The organism is Sphingobium sp. SG1 (genome assembly GCF_057063145.1).
Genome location: NZ_JBVVOJ010000005.1, coordinates 307,917 through 328,978, shown reverse-complemented (window position 1 = coordinate 328,978; position 21,062 = coordinate 307,917). Strand labels below are relative to the sequence as shown.

General features: G+C 59.9%; 21 protein-coding genes. 20 read left to right on the top strand and 1 reads right to left on the bottom strand.

The genetic code is table 11. The annotated features are described in order from the left end of the window. Positions 1-25: 25 nt before the first annotated feature. On the bottom strand, positions 26-667 hold the full coding sequence (locus AC0KVN_RS14385) for a hypothetical protein (RefSeq protein ID WP_483656182.1): 642 nt from the start codon (positions 665-667) through the stop codon (positions 26-28). Between the two features lie 56 nt (positions 668-723). Between AC0KVN_RS14385 and AC0KVN_RS14380 the strand changes: the two genes are divergently transcribed. From AC0KVN_RS14380 to AC0KVN_RS14285, 20 genes are all read left to right on the top strand, one after another. Continuing rightward, complete coding sequence (locus AC0KVN_RS14380) at positions 724-1,164, top strand: phage terminase small subunit P27 family (protein WP_483656181.1); 441 nt, start codon at positions 724-726, stop codon at positions 1,162-1,164. A 2-nt stretch (positions 1,165-1,166) separates the two neighbouring features. Beyond that, entirely contained in the window at positions 1,167-2,741 is a 1,575-nt protein-coding gene (locus tag AC0KVN_RS14375; protein WP_483656180.1) for a terminase large subunit, read from the top strand. A 41-nt stretch (positions 2,742-2,782) separates the two neighbouring features. Further along, entirely contained in the window at positions 2,783-4,072 is a 1,290-nt protein-coding gene (locus tag AC0KVN_RS14370) for a phage portal protein (RefSeq protein ID WP_483656179.1), read from the top strand. Continuing rightward, complete coding sequence (locus AC0KVN_RS14365; protein ID WP_483656178.1) at positions 4,056-4,670, top strand: HK97 family phage prohead protease; 615 nt, start codon at positions 4,056-4,058, stop codon at positions 4,668-4,670. The genes AC0KVN_RS14370 and AC0KVN_RS14365 overlap by 17 nt, the downstream gene beginning before the upstream one ends. A 65-nt stretch (positions 4,671-4,735) precedes the next feature. Further along, positions 4,736-5,905, top strand: a complete 1,170-nt coding sequence (locus AC0KVN_RS14360) for a phage major capsid protein (RefSeq protein ID WP_483656177.1) — start codon at positions 4,736-4,738, stop codon at positions 5,903-5,905. Further along, entirely contained in the window at positions 5,902-6,099 is a 198-nt protein-coding gene (locus tag AC0KVN_RS14355; RefSeq protein WP_483656176.1) for a hypothetical protein, read from the top strand. Before AC0KVN_RS14360 ends, AC0KVN_RS14355 begins: the two co-directional genes overlap by 4 nt. Before the next feature lie 41 nt (positions 6,100-6,140). Continuing rightward, positions 6,141-6,668 carry a head-tail connector protein gene (locus AC0KVN_RS14350; protein WP_483656175.1) on the top strand — a complete coding sequence of 176 codons (528 nt, stop codon included), beginning with the start codon at positions 6,141-6,143 and terminating at the stop codon, positions 6,666-6,668. An 8-nt stretch (positions 6,669-6,676) separates the two neighbouring features. Then, the gene (locus tag AC0KVN_RS14345; protein ID WP_483656174.1) at positions 6,677-6,892 is read left to right on the top strand and encodes a hypothetical protein; all 216 of its coding nucleotides are present in this window, start codon (positions 6,677-6,679) and stop codon (positions 6,890-6,892) included. Further along, the gene (locus tag AC0KVN_RS14340) at positions 6,892-7,260 is read left to right on the top strand and encodes a head-tail adaptor protein (protein ID WP_483656173.1); all 369 of its coding nucleotides are present in this window, start codon (positions 6,892-6,894) and stop codon (positions 7,258-7,260) included. The genes AC0KVN_RS14345 and AC0KVN_RS14340 overlap by 1 nt, the downstream gene beginning before the upstream one ends. Then, positions 7,253-7,663, top strand: a complete 411-nt coding sequence (locus tag AC0KVN_RS14335) for an HK97 gp10 family phage protein (RefSeq protein WP_483656172.1) — start codon at positions 7,253-7,255, stop codon at positions 7,661-7,663. Before AC0KVN_RS14340 ends, AC0KVN_RS14335 begins: the two co-directional genes overlap by 8 nt. Next, the gene (locus AC0KVN_RS14330) at positions 7,660-8,046 is read left to right on the top strand and encodes a DUF3168 domain-containing protein (protein ID WP_483656171.1); all 387 of its coding nucleotides are present in this window, start codon (positions 7,660-7,662) and stop codon (positions 8,044-8,046) included. The genes AC0KVN_RS14335 and AC0KVN_RS14330 overlap by 4 nt, the downstream gene beginning before the upstream one ends. 50 nt (positions 8,047-8,096) lie before the next feature. Continuing rightward, entirely contained in the window at positions 8,097-8,528 is a 432-nt protein-coding gene (locus tag AC0KVN_RS14325; RefSeq protein WP_483656170.1) for a phage tail tube protein, read from the top strand. Continuing rightward, positions 8,525-8,899: a gene transfer agent family protein gene (locus tag AC0KVN_RS14320; protein ID WP_483656169.1), complete on the top strand. Its 375-nt coding sequence runs from the start codon at positions 8,525-8,527 to the stop codon at positions 8,897-8,899. The genes AC0KVN_RS14325 and AC0KVN_RS14320 overlap by 4 nt, the downstream gene beginning before the upstream one ends. A gap of 62 nt (positions 8,900-8,961) precedes the next feature. After that, positions 8,962-9,093 (top strand): hypothetical protein, encoded by a 132-nt coding sequence (locus AC0KVN_RS14315; RefSeq protein ID WP_483656168.1) that lies wholly within the window; start codon positions 8,962-8,964, stop codon positions 9,091-9,093. A gap of 46 nt (positions 9,094-9,139) precedes the next feature. Then, positions 9,140-12,094: a tape measure protein gene (locus AC0KVN_RS14310; protein WP_483656167.1), complete on the top strand. Its 2,955-nt coding sequence runs from the start codon at positions 9,140-9,142 to the stop codon at positions 12,092-12,094. A 53-nt stretch (positions 12,095-12,147) separates the two neighbouring features. Continuing rightward, a complete protein-coding gene (locus AC0KVN_RS14305; protein ID WP_483656166.1) occupies positions 12,148-12,681 on the top strand; it encodes a hypothetical protein in 534 nt (177 codons plus the stop codon). Between the two features lie 42 nt (positions 12,682-12,723). Next, the gene (locus AC0KVN_RS14300) at positions 12,724-13,290 is read left to right on the top strand and encodes a hypothetical protein (RefSeq protein ID WP_483656165.1); all 567 of its coding nucleotides are present in this window, start codon (positions 12,724-12,726) and stop codon (positions 13,288-13,290) included. 14 nt (positions 13,291-13,304) lie between these two features. Then, positions 13,305-13,943, top strand: coding sequence for a hypothetical protein (locus AC0KVN_RS14295; protein ID WP_483656164.1), 639 nt, complete (start codon positions 13,305-13,307; stop codon positions 13,941-13,943). 11 nt (positions 13,944-13,954) lie between these two features. After that, entirely contained in the window at positions 13,955-14,392 is a 438-nt protein-coding gene (locus tag AC0KVN_RS14290; RefSeq protein WP_483656163.1) for a DUF6950 family protein, read from the top strand. Next, the gene (locus tag AC0KVN_RS14285; RefSeq protein WP_483656162.1) at positions 14,392-21,054 is read left to right on the top strand and encodes a hypothetical protein; all 6,663 of its coding nucleotides are present in this window, start codon (positions 14,392-14,394) and stop codon (positions 21,052-21,054) included. Before AC0KVN_RS14290 ends, AC0KVN_RS14285 begins: the two co-directional genes overlap by 1 nt. Positions 21,055-21,062: the final 8 nt, after the last annotated feature.

Genomic DNA, 21,062 nt, shown 5'->3' with positions numbered 1-21,062 from the left:
AGGTTGGTGTCGCAACCCCTCGGAATCATATCGAAACTCGGCCGTCCACCGTTACGTCAGCGTTCTGACACAGCCTCTGAGATTTTTTTATAGACTCTCGATAGGCCGCAGTGATCGCCTTTGTGATCCGCTTATCGACTTTGCCGAAATAGATTTTCGAGCGGGTTGCCACGCCAACGTAGCAGCGGTGCCTCAATAAAACTGGTTTCTGCGAAAAAGGAAGTTCTCTGAATAGTCCACTATCGCTGGGATACATGAAAGCATCGATAAATGCTTCGCGTCTCATATGCGTCGCCTTCGACTGACCTGGCTCAAGCACCCATGGAAAATTCTCGTTTATCGCCCAGCGATAGTCAGGATTCTGATGCCCGCTATGAAGCCTGAGAAACTTTGGAAGGCGCGGCCCTACGGACAAGAAGCCGGTCGTCCAGCCAAAGCCCGTGATCCGAGCAGTCCGAAAACCGACGTTTTCCACTTCAAGCGACATGACCGGGGTTGAGCCATGTATATCGACGATGACGCCGAAATTGGCTTTCACCCGCAATTTGATCCTGCGTTCTGACCATCCCAGATAAAGGGCCACCCATACGGCTAGAAAAGTTGCTACAGCACCAGCGACTTGCCCGATTGCTGCCACCTTCGTCCAGAAAAGTGCTTCAGCTTCCAACTGGTTGTCCCCCCGACTACGCCACGCAGAATGACCGATGTCTAAATATCGGTATCATGGCCCGTCCCAAGAAACCAACCCACCTCAAACTGATCGAAGGTAACCCCGGCAAACGGGCGTTGAACGAGCGCGAACCAAAACCGAAGGGCGGCGCCAGGGCGCCGACCCTGATGACACCTGCCGCTAAGAAGGTTTGGCCGAAACTGGTCGCCGCGATGCCGCCTGGTGTCTTTTCTGCTGCCGATAGCTTCATCCTTGCCAGCTATTGCGAGGCTGTCAGTCAGCACCAGCTTGCGACAAAGATGATCGCAGAGACGCCGCCAACAGTCGAAGGCTCGACCGGCCAGACGAAAATCAGCCCGTGGTTTGCAATGCAGCGCGAAGCGGCCACGCAGATCGCCGCGCTTGGCGCAAAGCTGGGGCTGGACCCGATCAGCAGGCAGAACATCTCAACTTCCACGGGGCAGGCTGACGACGAAAGCGGCCTGATCTACTAACCGTGGCCGACATCGTGCGCGTCGAAGAACGCGCCGAACTTGTCATCGATTTCATCGAACGGCTCCAGATCACCATTGGTGACAAGAGCGGGCCGTTCGTCCTCCGCGACTGGCAAAAGCAATTCATCCGCGACATCTACGCGCCCCACCGTGGCGGTCGCCGGGTCGTTCGCCGTGCTGTTTTCAGCGTCGGTCGAAAAAACGGAAAAACTGAAATTGCCGCTGCCATCGCTCTGGCCCATCTGATCGGTCCCGAGGCCGAGAAATTCGGTCAAATTTATAGCGCGGCGAACGATCGGAAACAGGCCGCCATCCTGTTCGATGCCATGAAGCGGATGATTTCCGCGACCCCGGCGTTGCAACGACATCTGCGCGTGGTGGATTCCACCAAGTCCATCACCGTCATGACGAGCGGAGTCAAAGGGGAGGGATCGTATTACCGCGCCCTTGCGGCTGATGGCGGCCGCCAGCACGGGCTCAATCCCAGCCTGATCATCTACGACGAACTGGCGCAGTCGAAATCCCGTGAATTGCTGGATACGCTGACCAGTTCGCAGGGTGCGCGTCACGAGCCCCTGTTCATTGCCATCAGCACCCAAAACAATGACCCGGCGCATCCCCTGTCGGAAATGATCGACGATGCCCTTCGTGGTGAAGACCCGACGGTGGTCTGTCATCTTTACGCGGCCGACGACGATTGCGATATTCTCGACGAGGATCAGTGGCTTCGCGCAAACCCGGCACTGGGTGATTTCCGTGACATCGATGAATTTCGGTCAATGGCGCACCGCGCGGCTCGCCTGCCCAGCGAAGAGGCAGCTTTCCGGCTGCTATACCTCAATCAGCGGGTTTCGCTTCATGGCTCGCTGATCAGCCAGACCGATTGGAAAGCCTGCCGGTCGGAGTTTGAATATGAACCTGGTGAACCGATCTATCTTGGGCTGGATATGTCTCGCACGACTGACCTTACGGCCCTAATCGCGGTTTCGTTGCGCGACGGATCGCGGATCAAATCGTGGTATTGGAAGCCCGCCGCGATGCTGGCCGATCACACTCGGACGGACGGTGTGCGATATGACCTCTATGCCAAGCGAGGGTTGCTCGAAACATCACCGGGCCGGACGATCAACCCCCGCCAGGTCGCGCAAAAAATCGTCGATCTATGCCAGCTATATGATGTCCGCGCCCTCGCTTTCGACCGGACGATGATGGGCGAAGTCCTTCGATATTTCGATGATGTCGGGTTCGAAGCCCAGCAGGGTGAAGGATATGGGCTGCGCCTAGAGGCAATTGGCCAGGGGTTCATTGGTTTCAATCCAATGGTGCGGGCTTTGGAAACAGCCGTCCTGGAGGGCGATCTCGTTCACGACGGTCACCCCCTGACGACGTTCTGCATGATGAACGCCCAGACCGTCGATGACGCGGCCGGGAACCGCAAAATCGACAAATCGGCCAGTAGGTTTAGGATCGACGGCGCGGTCGCATTGGCGATGGCGCTCGGCGTGAAAGCGCTGGATCGAACGCCAGCCGCGCCCGTTAGTCCGTGGGAAGACCCGGCCTTCTCCATTCGCGGGTGATGCTCGACCAGCCCTAATCCGGCCGGATCATAAATAGGTTCATGCTATTCGACCTGTTTGGCGGCGGTCGTGAAACGCGATCCGCCAGCCCCCTTGAAAATCCGACCGTTTCCCTAAACGGTCCCGCCGCTTTCCGCGATTTTTTCGGCGGCAGCGCGTCGTTTTCCGGCGAAGAAGTCACCGAAGCCGCCGCGCTTGGCGTCCCCGCTATCTGGGCCGCCGTCAACGTGATCGCTGGAACAATTGCCCATCTTCCGCTGCATCTGTTCGCGGATAAAGGCGTGGGCGCGGAAAAGGCCACGACCGACCCGCTTTATCGTGTCGTCCACGATCAGGCCAACACGGTCCACACCAGCTTTGCTTGGCGGAAATGGGCGGTGTCCCGCCTCCTGCTCGATGGCCGCGCCCTGACGCAGATCATCAGGAATGGCGCGGGCAAAGTTATGGCGCTGACCCCGGTGCCGTGGTCGAAAATCGAAATCGAGCAGCGAGTCGATCGAAATTCCCTGACCCGGATTTACAAGATCGAGGGCCGGGCCGTCCCCGCATCCGACATCCTGGATTTCGTATGGATGCCCAAAGGCTGTGGGGTTGATCACTACAGCCCGCTTTCCATCCACCGTAACGCGATCGGCCTGGTGATCGCAGCCGAACGCTACGCCGCGACCATTTTTCAGAATGGCGGTGTGCCGCCCTTGGTGCTGGAAGGTCCGCCCATGTCTCCGGCAGCAGCCGAGCGGGCGGGCGAGGACATCAATAATAGCCTGCGGTCAGGCCGCGACCGGAAGCGAAATATCCTGCCGATTCCAGGAGGGTTTAAATTGCACGAATTGGGTTTTGACCCGTCGCGCCAACAACTCCTCGAACTGCGCCGCTTTCAAATCTCCGAGGTGTCGCGAATTTTCAACATCGCGCCCGCTTTGTTGTTCGATTTGTCCACTGGCACCTATTCGAACGTCGAACAACAGAACTTGTCGTTCTCCTCGCAGACCATCTTGCCGATCGTGGAAGCGATTGAGCAGGAAATGAACAGCAAGCTGTTCGGCCAGCGCAATTCGAAGAATTTCGTCGAATTCAACCTGGACGGTTTGGCTCGCGGCGACTTCCTGTCGCGGATGAACGGCCTCGCCCGCGCCGTGCAGACCGGTCTTCGGACTCCGAACGAAGCGCGCGCTTACGACAACCTACCGCCGCTACCTGCCGGTGATGACCTGCTGATCCAGGGTGCGACAGTCCCGCTGAAATCGGCCGGTCAGCAGCCCGCATCCCCCGAACCTACCCCGAATGATGACCCCGCACTGGAGGCGGAAGACAATGACAACCAAGACTGAAATCCGTAACTTCTCGATCGGGGAGGTGGAATTCCGCGCACCCGACGATCAGCCCAAGCGAGCAACCGGCTACGCCGCTGTGTTCGCGTCGGACAGCCACGATCTTGGCGGGTTTGTCGAACGCATCGCTCACGGCGCTTTCGTCCGGTCGTTGGCCGAAGCCGCTGCCGGGACGATCAACATCCACGCACTGTGGTCGCACGACAATAGCCAGCCGCTGGGATCGACCAGGTCGGGCAAGCTGACGCTGTCGGAAGACGGCTATGGCCTGCGCTTCGATCTCGACATTGCCCGCTTTACGCCTGCCCAGCTTGACGCCCTCCGTGACGGTGATTGCCAGATGTCGTTTGGCTTCATCGTCCGCGAACAGTCGTGGCTGGAAGCCGACGATGGCACGGTCATTCGCACCCTGATCGACGTGGACCTCCGTGAAATCAGCCTGGTGATCAACCCTGCCTATCCCGCGACTGATGCCGCGCTGCGATCAATGTCGGAATGGCGATCGGAAGAAATGTGTGAAGTCGAATGCAAGAATCTCGATATCACTCCAATGTTGAAGCGTGCATTATCGGCAATAGCTCGCGGAAGTATCGGCTGAAACGGGCGTCGATAGCATTTGAATAAATAATCTTCGGAAAACAAATCTCCGGAGAAATTACTCGAATGCTTATTACCGAACTGCGATCGAAGTCGCAGAAGATTGCAGTCCAGGCGCGTGAACTGCTCGATACTATCACCGACGAAAATCGCAGCGAAAAGGAAGCCGAATTCGACCGCATGATGTCGGAATCGGACGACCTCGCGAAGCGCGCTGAACGCGCCGAAAAGGCCGAAAGCCGCGCCCGCGAATTCGATAGCCCGGTCACCGAAATCCTCGCTGGCAATGTCACGGTCGAAGGTCGTGGCGAAGACAGCGCCGAAGTCGAAGCCCGCGCCTATCGCTCGTTCCTGCGCGGTGAAGTCCGCGCCCTTGCCACCAAGCCTGACGCCGATGGCGGCTACACCGTTCCCGCAACGCTTCAGGCCGAACTGATCAAAGCTATGAAGGCCTTTGGTCCGCTCAACGAGGGCGGCCCGGTGCGCTACATTTCGACTTCTGGCGGCGGCACCATCAGCTTCCCGACAACCGACTACACCGGCCAGGATGCTCCGGCCATTGCTGAAAACGCGCAGGCGGGCGAAGCTGGTCTGACTTTCGGCCAGGTCTCGCTTGGTGCGCACAAGATTACGTCTGGCATTTTCCGCGTGTCGAATGAACTGCTTGCCGACAGCGCGATCGATGTTGCCGGTGAAGTCAACACGGCGATCGCCGAAATCATGGGCCGCAAGCTCAACAAGCTGTTTACGACCGGGTCGGGCGAGGGCGAAGCCCGTGGTATTGTGACCGCCGCACAAGTCGGCGTCACCGCCGCTAGTGCGACGGCGATTGCTTTCGACGAGATCATCCGTCTGATCCATTCGGTCGATCCCGCTTATCGCAGTTCGCCGAATTTCGGCCTGATGTTCAGCGACAATTTCCTCCAGGCTGTTCGTCTGCTGAAGGACAACGAAGGCCGCTATGTTTGGACCCCCAGCACCGTCGAAGGCGCACCCGATCGCGTCGCGGGTAAGTCGTTCTGGATCAACCAGGCGATGGCGCCGATCGCCACTGGCAACGTCGTAGCCCTGGCGGGCGACTTCTCGAAGTTCGCTGTCCGCCGCGCGGGTGCGATGTCGGTGAAGGTGCTGACCGAGCGTTATGCTGATTACGATCAGACTGCCTTTGTCGCCTTCGGCCGCGCGGACTCTAACCTTCTCGCGCCGGGCGCTGTCCGTGCGCTGAAGATGGCATGATGAAGGCCCGCCTTCTGATCCATATGGCGGGTGAGCCGGGCTATGCGCCCGGCGATCTCGCCGAAGGTTTTGAAGCGGCGCGTTTGATCGTGGCGGGCTATGCCGAACAGGTGGTCAAAGAAGAAACCGCCTCGCGATCCCCGGCGATCGAAAAGGCCGTCCGGCCCAAGAAATCGGCGAAAGCCGCAGAATGACAAGAGGCCGGGGCGACCCGGCCTTTTTCATAAATAGGTCCATGCACTGGACCGACCTTAAACCGATCTCGCCGCCGACTTCCCCTGTCCTGACCGTCGAGGATGTCAAAACGCACCTGGCCATCGCGCACAGCGATGAAGACGATTATCTCGCGACGCTAATCGATGTTGCCGCCGCTTATATCGATGGTCCGAACGGCGTTGGGATCGCCCTTCGGCCGCAGACCTGGAAACTATGGGCCGATGACTGGCGGCCACGCCAGAAGCTACAAATTCCTCTCGGCCCTGTTCAGCAGATCGCAGAAGTCATCGCCGATGGCGTCGTTGTCGATCCCGACCACTATATCGTTCGCGGCGATCGCCTGCGTATCCTCAATCCCCGCACGATCCAAGACCTGACCGTCGAATTCACCGCTGGCTACGAAACGGTTCCCGCCGATCTCCTTCACGCGATCCGCCTGATCGTCGGCCACCTCTACGCCAACCGGGAAGCCACCACCGAAACCGCCTTGTCTACTGTTCCGTTCGCGGTTGACGCCATCCTCAACCGTTATCGCGTGGCGGTCTAAATATCGTTATGATCGACGACGACGCCCCGCTTCACGTTTGCTTTACGCGCGAATTTCGGTTCGTGCCGGACCCTTACACGACAATCGTCTACGCGCCTGGCGTGGTGGAAGTGACCGGTGATTGCGCGATCCGCGCAGTCGAGGCTGGCGCCGGTCATTATTGCGACGCCAACGGTCTGCCGGTCCACATCGTATTTGAAGGCGATGCGGAGGACGAGGCGTAATGGCCTGGCGCGCACCCGGCGCGGGCGATCTTCGCGACCGTATCACGATCCAACGTCGTTCCACCGTCAGCGATGGAATGGGCGGCCGTGAAAACGTTATAGTGACGGTCCTCGCTAATCTGCCTGCACAGATCGTTTCAAAGCGTGGTGGCGAACAGGTTCAAAGTGACCGGCTATCCGGCCTCGATCCCGCTGATATCTTCATCCGCTACACCACAGCGATTTTCGACCAGATTGGGCCGGATTGCATCGTCGTCGATGACCGCAGCGATAAGTCCTACGCCATCAAATGGGTGGGCTGCCTGGAAGAGGGCCGAAAGCGCTGGATACTGCTGGCCTGTAGGGCCGGGGAGGTGAGCCTTGGCTGACCCATGGGGGCTGACAGTCGGAGGGCTGGCCCGTTTCAACGACGACATCCGCAAACTGCCAGGTGCTCTTCACACGGTCGCGGACAAGGCGAACAAAAGAGCGGCTGAAGGTTTCCAGAGGGTCGTGAAGCGCAACGCCCCGCGCTCTGAAGATGGGCCGCACATCGCGGACACGATCGAGATGCTGCCAGGTGATCCGACCAAGGCCGAATACTTCGTCCGTATCGGCGACGATCACCTCTATTACGCCGTGCCACTCGAATTTGGCCACGAAGGCCCCGATGGCAAATGGGTCGAGGGCGAGCATTTTTGGCTCCCCGCGCAGAAAATTCATGTGCGTCGGCACCGTAGATCATTGGCGCGCGCGATCATGAAAGCGATCAAGACGGAGTTGGGACTATGATCCGCGACCCCGCATTCGCCCTGCAAAAGGCCATCTATATGGCGATCGTCGCGACCGGCGCCGTCGAGGATCGCGTTTATAGCGAGGTGCCGCACAACTCGGTGAAGCCATACATCCAGATCGGCGACGATTTCATCATGTCGAACCGGGAAGCAGGGGAATTTCACGACGCGACTGCCGTGGTGAACATTGTCGGATCGTCGAAGCGCGAAGTCAAAATGATCGCTGGAATGATCCGCGCGGCATTGGAAGCTGAACTCGAAATCGAAGGGTTCATCGTCCACGGATTCGAAATGTCGAGTGCGAACTATCGGATGGATAATGACGCACTGACAGCGCAAGCCACGCTGGAGTTCGACTATCTGCTCCAAACGGCAGAATAGCGCGGTTGAATAAATAATCCGGAAAATAATTTCTCCGGAGAATTTAAAACATGGCTACTATTCAGCCCGTCTATGGCCACCAGATCGTTGTGAAGATCGGTGATGGCGGCAACCCCGAAACTTTTGCGGCCCCGGCCCTGATCAATACCTCGCGTGGCGTTAATTTCAGCACGTCCGCCGAAACCGATGAACTGATGGATGTCGCCGACCCCAGCGCACCCGCGATTACCGTTCGCCGCATTCGCGCCAACGACACTTCGATTGATGGCGCTGGTATGGTCCATAAGCCTGACCTTGAAGAATGGCTGGAATGGGCGACCACCGGCGTCTCGAAGAATGTCGAGGTCACGATCGGCGGCGAAGGCGGCCCCACGGTTCGCGGCCCGTTTCTCCTGACTTCGTTTCAAATCAGCGGCGAGCGCGTCAAGACCGTTGAGGTTCAGGTCACGCTTGAGCAGGCCGATAAGGTCACGGTCGTTTGACCCGTTCGGCCATCCTCCATCAACAGTTCGTGGGCGAAGGTCATCACGACCTTGGCCTGCGAATTGGCGAACTGATCGCTTTGCAGGAAAAGCTGGGGTGCGGTCCTTATGTGGCCGCCAACCGCCTCCTGCATGGCGACTGGCTGGTCGAAGACGTGACCGAGACGATCCGCCTGGGGCTGGTCGGTGGCGGGATGTCCCAGCAGGACGCCTATAATCTGGTGAAGCGCAACGTCCGCGAAGGTTATCTCTTCGACTACGTGGCGCTTGCGGGTCGGCTTCTGATGGCCGCGCTTTCCGGCGTCGATGATGAACCAATGGAAGACCTGCCGGGGGAGCCAATGGCCCCGACGACCCCTTGGGCCGAATAAGCTGGGGCCAGACATACAAGTTTGCCGGTGCTGCCGGTTACACACCCGCCCAGGTGAAAGAAATGAGCCTGTGGGAATTCAACCAAATCGTTCGCGGCAAAATAGCCGCCAGCGGTGATGGTGCAGAGGGTGGAGCCGCCAGGCCACCAAGCGAAGAAGAATTCTTCGCAGCCGTCGAACAGACGATGAAGTGAATCATGGGGTCGGCCGGTCGGTCGGCCCCATAATTCTAAATACTTCATGGCCCGTAATAACAGCATGGAAGTTCGCTTTTCGGCGAACATACGCGACCTCGAGCGCGAACTAAAACGACTTCAGAACATCAACGCACGGGCGGCCCAACAGATGGCCGCCGATCATAAGCGCGCTGCCCAGCAGGCCAAAACCGCGTGGTCCCAAGTCGATCTTGCCGGAACCATGCAGCGCCAGATGGCCAGCCTTGGCCCGATGTTGAAGTCCTACGGCACGATGATCGCCGGGATGTTCGCCGGGCGGGAAGCGCTGGCGGCGGCCGAGACCTGGACGCGATTTTCCAACAGTCTCAAAGTTGCCGGACTGTCGGGCCAGTCGCTGACGACGGTTCAGGAAGCCCTTTATCAGTCGGCGATCAAAAACGGGACCGCGCTGGAACCGTTGGGCCAGCTTTACAGCCGTCTGGCGCAATCTGCCGGGGCGCTTGGGGCCAGTCAGTCCCAGATGCTCCAGTTCTCGAATGGCGTCACGGCGGCCCTTCGCGTGCAGGGCGGGTCGGCCGAAGAAGCCAGCGGCGCACTGTTGCAGATGTCGCAGGCATTGGCGGGCGGGATCGTCCACGCCGAGGAATTTAATTCGATCAACGAAGGCGCTCGGCCGATCCTACAGGCGGTCGCCAACGGTAACGCCGCTTACGGTGGGTCGGTCACGAAGCTGCGCGCCGCTATGCTGGCTGGCAAGCTGACCAGCAAAGATTTCTTCGACAGTTTCCTAGCCGGATCAGCCAGCCTCGAAAGCCAAGCTGCCAAAGCGCCCCTGACGGTCGCGGCCAGCATGACCAACCTTCACACCGCATTGACGCGATATATCGGCACGACCGACGCCGCGCTTGGTGGGACGGAACGGATGGCCGCAGGCATCGGCTATCTTAGCGAAAACCTCGACACCGTGGCGCAATCGCTGCTGATCGTCGGCGGACTATACGCCTCCACCTATCTGCCCGCTCTGGGCCGTGCTGGTGCCGCAATGGCCGTTTCCACGGCCGCTACCATTCGCGATGTCGCTGCGTCTGGTGGTCATACCGCCTCCCTGATCACCCGTGCCGCCGCGATGAACGGGGTCAGTCGGGCCGCTGTTGCGTCCACTCTGGCGGTGCGGGGATTTTCGGCCGCGATGGCGACGGCCACCAGCTTTTTAGGTGGGCCGGTAGGCATTGCTATCACCGCGCTGACGGTCGGGCTTGGTTATCTCGCCGTTTCTTCGACCCAGGCGGCCGTCGAGACGGAAAAGCTGGAGCGCTCGATCCAGTCCCTGACCGAGAAGCGCAAAGAGGCCGAAGCCGCAGAAACAAAGGCAAAGATCGCCACAGATACGATGTCGTCGGCCCAGCGCAGCGCTTTGGAGAAGACCGCGAAGCTGACCGGACAGGTGGGCCTTCTCGCTACGGAATATGGTCGCTTGGCAGTCGAAGCCAAACGTGCCGCGCTGGCCCAGGCGGGCGTCCAATATGTGAAGGCAAACAGCGATTTCCTCGCAGCCAAAGAAGTCGCGATGTCAGCCCGTCCGCGTAACGCGCGTGGTGAAAGCGCCGAAAGCCGTGCCCGTCGAGAAGAGGAATGGAAGAATTCGCCGGAATATCAGCGGTCGATGGAGGCCTACCAAAACCGGCAATGGTCCCTCGATGAATATCGCCGCATCCGCAAGCAGGACGCCAACGACTACAAGCCGACCCCGACTGAAACGCCTGATCCCAAAACCAACAGCGGTGGCGGATCAAAGGCGCGTGACAATAGTGCGGCCAGTGCCCGCGCGATCGAGCAGGCGGAAAGCGCATATCGCGATGCTGTCGCCGCGTCCGCAAAAACGGCGGCCGAGCGATACACATACGCGCTTCAGGCGCTCGATGCGGACAAGCGTGACGCCATCGCCCAAGCCGACCAGCAGTCTAGTGACAAGCGGATCACAGTTGCGGCGGCCGACCAGGCGAAAGCGTTGGCCGAGCGCACATATACGCAAAAGAAGGCCAATCTCGACGCTGCGCGCGCAGAGGAATTGGAGCAGATCAGGCGCGACCAGGCTGCGGCAGCGATCGATCTCGGTGTCGAAGCCAATCGTCTGGATGCGGATCGCCTGCAATCTCTGGCGCAGTTCGCCCGGACGCTGGACGAACGCCAAAGCTATGAACGTCAGGCTCTCGCCGCGCAGCAAAAGGCCGATGACGCGGCGTTCAAACAGGGGCAGGATCAACTCGCCCTTGACCGCGAAAAGGCTGGCTGGACGAAAGCGGAAATCGATCGCCTGCGCCAGATCGCCGAAGCCAACCGTTCGACACAGAAGCGTAACGAGACCGGCGATCTTGAGCGTCAGCAGGGCGATGACCGGCGCGGACGCGGCGGTATTGGTCAGCAGGTCCGCGACTACGCTGAAAGAAACGGCTCGCTCGAAGAACAGTTCGGACGGATCGCTACCCGTGGCCTGGATGACATTACGAACGGGATCACAGACGCCATCACGGGGGCGAAGTCCCTCCAGGAAGCATTCTCGGATATGGCGAAATCGATCATTGCGGATTTGGTCCAAATGGCCGTGAAATTCGTGGTGTTGGAGGCGATTGGTGCCGCGTTCGGCGTGAAGGGGCTGGGCAAGGCATCGCTTGGGAAAAGCAGCACCGGCCCGGCGAAGAACGCGAAGGGAACGAATTCCTTTGGCGGTGGCCTGTCGATGGTCGGCGAAAAGGGGCCGGAACTGGTCTACATGCCGCGCGGCGCACAGGTGGTCCCGAACAACTTGTTGTCGGGCGCTATGCGATCAGGCGCTATGGCGGGATCGACTGGCAGTGGCACGAACATCAGCTTCGCCACGACCGTCCACGCGGAGGACGCGGTGCTGACGAGTTGGGTGCGCGAGCAGATCACGCAATCGCAGGTGCAATCCGTGGCGATGGCGCAGAAACTGACCAGTCGGAACAATGCGGCAAGGCAGCAAAACCGACTGGTGCGATAGCTCCCGCACGTGCAAGCCTTCAAACACCGAACTCAATTTCATTCGGGGGATGTATGGCAATTGAACGGCCCACAAAAGGTGGAAATATCGCGCTAGACGACGAAAATCTCGCGAGGATTGGTCTAGCGACCGTTTTGGAAGCGCAAGCTAAATCGGCTACAGTTTCAGTCTTGCGGGCAGTGTGTGTGCTATCGGAGCAAGACTGGATAAGGCTTGAAAAGTGTCAGTTTGGACAGATCTTGACTAGATTATCTGAGCGGTTGCAAAGTTTGAATGATCAGGAAGTAACCTCCAGGTTTTCTGATTTAAGTGATGCATTGAACACTGGCCATGAATCTCGACACATGGTTGTCCACGCGGTATGGGGCACTGGGGGTGAAAATTTCATAGGCGTTGATTACCGGCGCGGACGTGAAATGGACGCCGTTGATATTCAAAAAGCTGTTGACGATTGTGCGGAAATAAAAAGGGCGGCTCATTGGCTGGCTATGCGGGTAGCGGAATTGATCATAGACGGCACTTTGCCTGAACGGTCCGAAGGCAGGGGGCTCAGCATAAATGTCAATGGTCGTTTAGTCCGGCTCTAGCGCATCAAAATAGCGGATAATCGAGTTCAAAATAAATAGGGGATGGCCACCGTCATCCCTTCAAATTTCGTCGCAGCCTCGACAGAGATCACGCTCAAATCGAGCGCTACCCAGCACAATCCGACCCTTGGCGGGCCGAGCCAGCGCATTGCCCGGATGGGCGACCGTTGGTCCTATAAAGTCGATGTCGCACCCATGCGGACGCGCCAAGCCGGGCCGTTTGTCACGGCCCTCTTGGCAGGCCTGTCCGAAAAAGTTCTGATCGAAGTCCGCCAGACCGGTGTCGATCTTACCGCCTATTCGAGCGGCACTGTCACCGGCGCAGCGTCGGGGCGCACCCTAGTCCATAGCGGTGGCGGCCCCACCAAGTTCGTGGGCCAGTTCTTTTCGGTCGTCAAAAATGGCGTCCGTTACCTTCACCAGATCACCGCTGTCGCTGGTTCCACCCTGACCTTTCTGCCGATGTTGAAGGTCGGCCTGACGGGTGGGGAAACGCTGGAATTCGGATCGCCCAAACTCGAAGGTTTCATCGACGGAAACAGCCAGTCGTGGACGGTCGGCCGGGTCGCGAATCTGGGCACCAGCTTCGTCGTCGTGGAGGCCCAGTGATAATGGACGCCACGATGAAGGCAGGGCTGGACGCTGCCCATATCCGCCAATTTACAGCGATCCGGGCCGAATTGTCCGACGGCTATGTCGTCAACATCATCGACGGATCGGGCGAAATCACCTTTCCGGTCGATGGCCAGCCCGTCACTTTTGACGGCAGCGATCCTGTGTATGGCGCGTTGATAGCTGCCTCTTCGATCCAGGAGCAGATCGCCACCGACAGCCCGCGCTTCACCTTCACTATGTCCCCGCCATCGGCGAACGCTTTGGGAAGCCTGTCCCATCCTAAGCACCAGGGCAGTTCGGTCAGGGTCTGGTGGGGGATCGTAAACGAGATGACCGGTGCGCCGATTGGTAAGCCCGAACTTATGTGGACGGGGCGCCTGGACATTGTGCGGACGCAGCTTGGCGAAGGTGCGCTGACGGCCGAGGTCGAAACCGTTTCTGCGTTTGATCGCCTTTACGCAGATAGTGAAGCGATCCGGCTCAATGGCGTGTGGCATCGATCCGTCTGGCCCGACGAAAGTGGCCTTGACTTCAACATCGCAGCTTTGTCCGAGACCTATTGGGGCGTCGAGATGAACAGCCGAAAGGGCTGGTCGGTAATCGCCGACGCCATCGCCAAGCAGAAGGGAGCGTCGTCGCAGTTCTGAATAAATAATCGATGCTGAATTTGATCGACCGCGTCACCGCTACCCAGACCACCATCGACACCTATCACGAACGCCCCTTCGAATGGGGGCAGGCAGATTGCGCCCGCCTGGCCGCGCATCATTTGCACACACTCGGACTGAACACGCGCCTCGACGAGGCTCGGGGATATTCGACCGAACTTGGCGCGAAGCGGGCGCTCAAGAAGCTGGGTGCGAACAGCATGGAAGACCTCGCCGATGCGATGGGCTTCGACCGCATCCCACCCGCGTCCGCGATCGTCGGCGATTTGATTGGCTTCCCCGGTGGGAGGGAAGGGGCGGAATGGACCGCGCTGGGTGTCCATGTCGGGGGCGATCGGATCATGGGGTTCGCTGATCCTGATGGGACCGGCGCGCGCTGTGAATTCGGTCCCACCCATGTCTGCACTGTTGCCTGGAGGGTCGGCTAATGCCTGCGGCTCTTCCTATCGCCGCGATGGCGTTTGCCACGGTGGGCGGCGTTGCGACTGCGCTTGGCGCGACCCTCGGCATCGCTTTCACCATCGGCGCCACAGCGGTCACCTGGGCCGCCGTCGCCACGGTCACCGGTCTGGCGCTGACCGCGATTTCCGCTCTCGCGATGAAAATGCCCAAGCCAGATAGTGCGGGGCAACAGCTAAACACCAAGCTCGACGACAAGCTGCCGGTGCCAGTCGCCTACGGTCGAACCGCGACGGGCGGCAGCGCTATTTACCGTCAGTCCTACGGTAAAAAGAACCGTTACCTCGCGCTCGTCACCGCGCTGTCGATCGGCCCGATCGCCGGAATCGAAAGCTACGCAGCCAGCGATACTACGCTGCCGTTCTACGGTGACCCGCACACTTCAGTGCAGACCACGCCCGGCGTCAGCGGTTCGAAACTATACCGAAACAAACTTTCCCAACGCTGGCAGCGCGGACAGACACCGGCGCCACAAACCATCACCCAAGCGTCGGGGCAACCGCTGCCCGGATCGCCCGGCAAGCTGTCCGGCATCGCGCACGCCATCAGCATTTTTGATTATGACACCGACCAATTCCCCCAAGGCGTTCCCGCGTCGCTTTGGGTGCTTCGTGGTCTGACGCTTTACGACCCGCGTCTAGATTCCACCTATCCGGGTGGTTCTGGCCCGCATCGTCGCGACAATCCGGCGACCTGGACGTTCAGCGAGAACCCGTTCCTTGCCGGTCTAGATTGGACGCTGGGCCGTTATCAGAACGGCGTCAAAGTTCACGGGATTGGCGCGCGCTGGGGCGAGGTCGATGTCGCAGCTTTCGTCGCCGGTGCCAACGTCGCGGACGCCAACGGCTGGAAGGTCGGCGGTGTCGTATCTTCGACTGACGATAAGTTCGCCGTTCTCTCGACCATCCTCCAGGCCGGTGGCGGCCTGCCCGTGCAGCGCGGCGCGCAAATCTCCGTTTCGGTCAATGCGCCCAAGGCCAGCACGTTCATCCTGACGACCTCCGATATCATCGGTGATGTCGAGATCATGAATTCGAATTCCTGGCGCGACCGCGCGAATTCGATCGTCCCGACTTACCGCGAAGAATCGCAAAACTGGGAACTGTATTCCGGCGAAGAACTGTCGGTCGCCCAATGGATCGCGGACGACGGCGGTGAAAAGAAGAGCGTCGAGATCGAATTGCCGCTCGTTCAGCAGGCCGCCCAGGCGCACCAGCTTGCCGCTTATGATCTCTGCAACAGCCGTGAATTTCTGACGTTCAACGTCGCTGCAAAAGTGCGGGCGCTCAATGTCCGGGTCGGCGATGCGATCACGTTTGATGCGCCGGAACTGGCGGTCAACGGTCAGAAATGCCTGGTCGTCAGCCGTGAATTCAATCCGGCTGATTTGACCGTCCACCTGTCGTTGAAGTCCGAGACCGACAGCAAACATCCCTATGCCCTTGGTCAGTCGCAGGTTCCCCCGCTGTCGCCCGCGCTGTCGGGTTACGATCCCAGCAATCCTGGCGCGCCCGATGCCACCGCCTGGTCGATCTCGGATACGGTAATCGCGAAGGCTGGCGTGACTATCCCCGCGATTGTCGTTGCAGGCGAGGTCGATGACCCCAACGCTTCCCAGATCGTGGTTCAGTATCGTCCGGTTGGCGCGGTCGAATGGGCTAGTGCGGGGGACTATTCGAAATCCACCCGCGTCATCGAAATCACGTCGGTCACGCGATCCACCGCCTACGAAATCGCCATCCGCTACCGCACAGTGCGGGGCGTTCTATCCGATCCCCTAATCCTGACCGCGACGGCAGGCGAACAGACGATCGACTGGTCGGCGGGTGTGATCGTCGGTGACAATCGTCCGGAGGATGGAGCCACCGTCGGCGCGCCGAACGGCACGATCATCGGCGATCGTCCGGTCGAAACGGTGGTCGGCATTATCGAGGGCACCAAGACGACCGTTGATGGTCACGCTATCCGGCTGAACCAACTGGACCAGGATGTCGCGACGGCGAAGTCAACGGCGGCCGATCTCCAGGCCACCTATGGCAACACCGCGACCTCGAAAGCCAATGCGGACGCTTCGGCGCAGCACGCTTCGAACGCCCAGGCGGCGGACCAGAATTCGACGGCGACGCTTGCCCTGACCAAACAGGCGCGGGACGATGCGGCCAACATCCTCGCCCAGACCGGCACGATCCGCGACGAAGTCATTATTGCGAAGACGGACGCGCAGACCGCGAACAGTCAAGCGAAAGGCTATCGTGACCAGACCGTCCAGGCGGCTGAAACGACGGAAGGCGCAGCAGCGCGGGCGGCCGAGTCCGATCGTCTGGCGGCCATTTCCCGCGATCAGTCGGGACAGTCGGCCAGCGCAGCAGGCCAGCACGAAACCAACGCGGCCACCTTCGCAAATGACGCTCAACGCAGCGCCGTCACTTCCGAAAACGCGCGCTTGAGCGCCAGCACGGCAGTTCAGTCGATGATGCCCGCCGATTTCGGCGACATCACGAATTGGTCGGCCGAATGGGTCGGTGCCAGTGGTTCGCTCGCCGACGATGGCCGCTTCACGCCCTACAGTGACGCCAGCACTGGCCGCGTCCTCCAGGTCGCCAACAACCCGCATTTTTCGCCGCACATCACGTCGAAGGGACGCGCCCTCCTAATCCGCGACCACACATACCGCGTCACGATCACCTGGAAGTTGGTCGGTCAGCAGGCAGACGAAACACCGGTCAATGGCGCGCTCTATCTCGCCGCGATCAAGGGTGTCGAAAGCGCCAGCGGCATGGGCGGATATAATTGCACAATTGCCCCAAACCAGGCGGGTTGGGGTAGCGGCTGGGCCGTTCATACGATGGACCTGACGGCGAACGCACTTCTCGACGCTGGCTTCGTGTGGGGGCGTCCGCTCTTCCGAATCGATAAACAAGGCGTCTTCCGCCTGAAATCGCTCGAAATGCGCGATGTCACTGGCGAAATCATCGCCAAGGGCCACGCAGACGCTGCGGCGGAAAGCGAACGCGAAGTCGCGGCGATCCAGACCGACGTGTCGCAAAAGTCGGCGGCCGTCGAACAGAACCGTGTCCGGGCAGAAACCGCCAGGGCTGACGCCGAAGGTTTCCGCAACCAAACGGCCGCTTCCGAAAGCAACGTCAATCAGGCGCTCTCCACTGCCACCCAGCAGGCCGGAATTTCTGCGTCTGCGGCCCGAACTGCCGCGAACCGTGCCACCGGCAACATTGTCAGCCGTAGTGAATTCGACGCGTCATCCGGTAAGGGCGATTGGACCGGCGCGACCGGCGTCTATTACGCCAACGACATCAGCCAGTATATCCTGTCCCAAAACGACCGGGATAGCTACGATGGCGAACCGATCGCCGGAAACTGGTCGAACCGGCGCTTCCGTGTGTCGGGCGAAGTCCAGGCGTGGGGCAGCTATCAGGCCCAAATCGGCATCCACTGCGTCAACAACGCTGGCGGCAACGAGTGGTATATCCAGGGCGTGGCGAATGCTGGCTCGTGGTATACGCCTTTCAGCTTCGAACTCCTTCTTCCCGCCAATGTGAAGGCCGCTCGCGCCGTGCTGGTCAGTGATGGCCCCTCGGGTGCTTCGGGCCATGGCGTCAACTGGCGGTCGATCCGCATCGAAGACATCACGTCGGAAAATGCGTCGAAGGCGAGTGCCCAGGCATCCGCCGACAACGCGGCAGTAGCGACGGCGAAGGCGGACGAAGCTGGCCAGCACGCGAGCGCGTCACAGTCCAGTGAAGTTCGCGCGACCACTGCGGCTGACGCCGTCGATAAGACATTTGCCAACAGCTTCCCGAACTTTGTCGGGCCGGTCGGCAAATCGGCTTATGTCTATCTTGGCGATGACGGGACAGGTTTTCAGTTCGATTACGGGCCTGGTTCGGGCTGGCCGCAGCCCTATATCACCGCGCAGGCTGGTGGCCGGGGCGGCAGATACAATCGAATTTCGTTCAAGGAATCGATCCCGAAGAGTGTCGGCCGTCGATATCGCGTGCGCGCGTGGTTCTATAGCAATTCCACCAATTGCCAGACCGTTGCCCTCTGGGCGTTGGGCACCGACAACAACAATTGGGACGCTTCTGCGGTAGGCTATTCCAGCGAAGCGGCGCCCGCTGGCACCGTCAACAACGTCGCGATCAATTCGCCTGGCTTTACCGAATTCGGCGCCGAATTCACGGTCACCAACGCGTGGAGACCGTTCTGGAAACCGATTTTCGAATTCGTGACAACGGGCGGCGCGCCGAATGGCCTGTGGCACATGTCCGGCATCACAGTCGAGGACATCACGTCCGAAAAGGCATCAAGGGATAGCGCGGACGCAGCGTCCAGCGCCTACAGCAATGCCCAGATCGAGGCTGGGAAGGCTGGAAATTCAGCGACCGCGTCATCGGGTTCGGCGGATCGTGCGGAGGCTGCGAACGACAACAGCCAAGCAGCGGCCGGACGGTCGGCAGGATCGGCGGCGGATGCTAGCCGTGATGCTGCGTCTGTCGCCAATACCCTTAGCCTGGTAGCGACCTATTCGACCGGTGGCGGCAACCTGATTTACGAAACTAGCTTCGCGGCTGGAACGGCGGGTTGGAATTTCTACAGCCCGTCCGGCATCAGCCCATTCGAGTATGGCGTCGATATTTCCGGCGACGCTTGGCGACCGACGAACGAACACACCTTGGTCATTCGGCAGACCAACGGCAACGCGACCGACTGGGCGCAATGGCACACCGATCAGATCGCTGTCGAAGCCAATCGCTGGTATGAGTTCAGCGCCTACATCGCGGCCCACCGCTGTCAGGCCTATATTCGGATCGACTGGCAGGACGCCAACGGCACCGGCATTCGGTCGGATTATAACATCTCGTCGAACCATGACGCCGAAAAGGGCGGAACGAGCCTCGATGGTTGGAAGCGATGCTGGGCGAAGGTTCAGGCGCCGTCGAACGCCGCGCGCGCCCATATTGTCTTGGTCAAAGACCCCACGATTCAGTCGATGGGCTATACCGACAGCTACGCGTTCTACACCCATCCGATGCTGCGGCAGACCTACGCTGAAGCAGCCGGTCCAAGCCCTTACGCACCTGGCAACGGTTCGACCACCCAGGCGGCGCAGCAAGCCAGCATCACCCAGAATTCGACCGCCATCGCGACGACGAATTCCACGCTCGCGAACTTGACCACGGTCGTTCAGAGCGGGTCGCCGAACTTGCTTCGAAATGGCGGCTTCCAGGCTGGCATGAATTATTGGTCAGCTACCCATGGCGGCTGGAATCCGCACGTATCTGGCGGGTGGGGTCAGATCACGGATCGTGCGGGCGACTGGTCTGGTCAGCACACCTATATCGACAGCGAGCGCGTGCCGGTGTTTGGCAACACACCTTATACGTTGAGCGCCGACAGCCTTTACGTCCTCTTTGGCGGTAGCGGTCACTGCTACACCGAGATCGTTTGGCTCGACAGCGGCGGGAACTGGATTTCGCAGGTGTCGGGCAGTCCGAACTATTCCGGTCACGATTTCAATACGACCGACGCAGGACGGAAGGTCCACAAGCTGACCGCAACTGCTCCCGCGAACGCCACCCAGGCGGTGGCGCGCCTGGTCCACTACAAGGCCGATGGGTCGTCGGTGAATGTCATCGGCTGGCGCCAGGTGAAATTCGAACAAGGGTCTGTGATGACCGCTTATTCGAACGAAGCGGCGGTCACGACGATCAGCGAAACCGTGACTTCGGTTGATGGAAAGGCCAATCAGGCGCTGGCCCGTGCTGCTGTCCAGCTTGACGTAAATGGTTACGTCAGCGGCTGGGAAATGGCCAACAATGGCCAGACCGGGTCGATGACGATCAACGCCGATCGTTTCCAGATCGTCCGGCCGGGCGGTGGTCCGCGCACCGAGTATCGAAACGGTCTGTGGATCGCAACCGATGGCGGGTCATGGATGTCGATCTGGGGTGGGACGCCTTTTGGAAGTGGCAACCGCTTCATGCGCTGGACTGGTCCATATTTCAGCGACCTGAACAATTGCAACGAGGCGAACGCGAAGGAATATCTTCGCGTCGATGGCACCACGTATTTCGGCGGCGCTTTGCTTGCGGGCACGCTTCGAAGCACCGGTGCCTCCAGCGCGACAGCAGCGAACGCTTCGACCACGACCGGCGCCTTTGGCAGCAATGGCGGCCAGGTCACCGTCAACACAAGTTGGGTATACAGTTATGATGTGACTTCGACTTATCCGGCGACGACGCAGGGTCGGCAGCAATACGACGCTGCCCTAGCGGCTTTTGGCGGTGCGTCCTCCAGCGACGGCGGCCTGACCCATCAGGGATCGAAGACGGAAACCATGTCGGCGGCCGAAATCGTCCTGAACTTGCGGAAAAACGGTGGCTTGGTCGCCTCGCAGGGCGGCGGTTCGAAGATCGTCTCGTTGGACGGTGTGCGTCCGACGATCGGCGACAGCGGTGGCCGCATCACCTGGACGTATAGCCACAGCAGCAGCTTCACCCACGTCGATGACGAACGCTCCACCGCCGCGCGCACGTTCAGCGCTGACATCACGCGCAACCTGTCTACCGGCAATAATCCAAGTCAGCGGGTCAGCGTGGTCTGCGTCGAATGATAAATATG

Bases quoted from the DNA above. Each gene is read 5' to 3' on its own strand.
- AC0KVN_RS14285 (WP_483656162.1), top strand. From the start codon at position 14,392: ATGCCTGCGGCTCTTCCTATCGCCGCGATGGCGTTTGCCACGGTGGGC.
- AC0KVN_RS14305 (WP_483656166.1), top strand. From the start codon at position 12,148: ATGGCAATTGAACGGCCCACAAAAGGTGGAAATATCGCGCTAGACGAC.
- AC0KVN_RS14365 (WP_483656178.1), top strand. From the start codon at position 4,056: ATGACAACCAAGACTGAAATCCGTAACTTCTCGATCGGGGAGGTGGAA.
- AC0KVN_RS14300 (WP_483656165.1), top strand. From the start codon at position 12,724: ATGGCCACCGTCATCCCTTCAAATTTCGTCGCAGCCTCGACAGAGATC.
- AC0KVN_RS14295 (WP_483656164.1), top strand. From the start codon at position 13,305: ATGAAGGCAGGGCTGGACGCTGCCCATATCCGCCAATTTACAGCGATC.
- AC0KVN_RS14370 (WP_483656179.1), top strand. From the start codon at position 2,783: ATGCTATTCGACCTGTTTGGCGGCGGTCGTGAAACGCGATCCGCCAGC.
- AC0KVN_RS14380 (WP_483656181.1), top strand. From the start codon at position 724: ATGGCCCGTCCCAAGAAACCAACCCACCTCAAACTGATCGAAGGTAAC.
- AC0KVN_RS14330 (WP_483656171.1), top strand. From the start codon at position 7,660: ATGATCCGCGACCCCGCATTCGCCCTGCAAAAGGCCATCTATATGGCG.
- AC0KVN_RS14345 (WP_483656174.1), top strand. From the start codon at position 6,677: ATGATCGACGACGACGCCCCGCTTCACGTTTGCTTTACGCGCGAATTT.
- AC0KVN_RS14290 (WP_483656163.1), top strand. From the start codon at position 13,955: ATGCTGAATTTGATCGACCGCGTCACCGCTACCCAGACCACCATCGAC.
- AC0KVN_RS14340 (WP_483656173.1), top strand. From the start codon at position 6,892: ATGGCCTGGCGCGCACCCGGCGCGGGCGATCTTCGCGACCGTATCACG.
- AC0KVN_RS14325 (WP_483656170.1), top strand. From the start codon at position 8,097: ATGGCTACTATTCAGCCCGTCTATGGCCACCAGATCGTTGTGAAGATC.
- AC0KVN_RS14360 (WP_483656177.1), top strand. From the start codon at position 4,736: ATGCTTATTACCGAACTGCGATCGAAGTCGCAGAAGATTGCAGTCCAG.
- AC0KVN_RS14315 (WP_483656168.1), top strand. From the start codon at position 8,962: ATGAGCCTGTGGGAATTCAACCAAATCGTTCGCGGCAAAATAGCCGCC.
- AC0KVN_RS14310 (WP_483656167.1), top strand. From the start codon at position 9,140: ATGGCCCGTAATAACAGCATGGAAGTTCGCTTTTCGGCGAACATACGC.
- AC0KVN_RS14355 (WP_483656176.1), top strand. From the start codon at position 5,902: ATGATGAAGGCCCGCCTTCTGATCCATATGGCGGGTGAGCCGGGCTAT.
- AC0KVN_RS14350 (WP_483656175.1), top strand. From the start codon at position 6,141: ATGCACTGGACCGACCTTAAACCGATCTCGCCGCCGACTTCCCCTGTC.